Consider the following 1,001-nt stretch of genomic DNA (forward strand, 5'->3'; position numbering starts at 1 on the left):
GATCGCGATCACTGGAATCCGTGATCACCATCGCCTGGAACACCTGATCACCATCCCTGGAATGCGCAGCGGAGGAAGGGCTGAACCTGGATCGTCATTCTGTCGGTGTTTTTCAGCGGTGCATGGCTCCGGCCAAAGCCTTCGGCTATGCGCGCTCTCGGGCGTGAGAGAGGTGTGCGTGAGCCTAGTTTGTGTCCGCGCTGCTAGTGGTGACTGCGTTGACGCTGACCCTATGCTTCGGCCTGGCAGCCTCGCGCCAGTCCACCGGCAGGGGAGCCGATTTCACCATTGCCTCCCAAAATTCCAGACTGGGAAGCGGATGGGATGCCCCTGAAGACAAATGGCCTCGCCTCGGAAGCAGTAGCATGGCTTCCATTGACAGGGGCTCCCCACCTATCGTGAGCACCGCATCATCAACCGGCAATAAAGGATCTGGAACTATCTTACACGTAGGTTCTTCCGTTCTGATTGGCCACTGGAGGCTAACAGATGACGGATGAACAGCTAGCTCTTCAGGCTGTTAGTGACGCCCAGCGCATTTTGGAAGAATACTTAGAACCGAGGCCCCGGAATAACAAGCGCATCATATTGGACAAGCTGGTGGAGGTGCTCGAGCGGCCAGATCTTCTGGTCGCTGTTCATCGGATGCAGCGCGGCTCGTAAGCGCGCCGTTGCTGGTCGGCTCGTGCGAATTCGAGCCAGTCCTCAGCAAGCTTCAGCCGCGGCTCCGCGTCGACGGGACTGAGGGGCTTGCGCCGTCCGTTCCCTGCACACGTCAGCTAACTGGTAGAAGCGAAGTACATCTTCAGACATGCAAAATGACGCGACTAGGCCCATCACCCCGCCTCAAGAGTATCGCCTCTTCCGACACTGCCTCTCGAGTATCTTACATATCATCCTGATTGGGTGACTCCTCGCCCACTGTGCTAACTGGGCAACCCCGCCGGCCCGCAGACGCTTCCAGGTGCCGGCTTTGCCGGATGCCAGCACCATAGAGGCAG

Annotated in this window: 1 protein-coding gene; it reads left to right on the plus strand. The window is 58.4% G+C overall.

The annotated features are described in order from the left end of the window. Positions 1 to 489 precede the first annotated feature (489 nt). Positions 490 to 663, plus strand: coding sequence for a hypothetical protein (locus IVB13_RS17795; RefSeq protein ID WP_247489913.1), 174 nt, complete (start codon positions 490 to 492; stop codon positions 661 to 663). The last annotated feature ends 338 nt before the right edge of the window (positions 664 to 1,001 follow it).

The organism is Bradyrhizobium sp. 17 (assembly GCF_023073515.1).
Lineage (GTDB): Bacteria > Pseudomonadota > Alphaproteobacteria > Rhizobiales > Xanthobacteraceae > Bradyrhizobium > Bradyrhizobium canariense_D.

What these genes read in the sequence shown, in the direction of transcription:
- IVB13_RS17795 (WP_247489913.1), top strand. Translation starts at nt 490, where the DNA reads ATGACGGATGAACAGCTAGCTCTTCAGGCTGTTAGTGACGCCCAGCGC.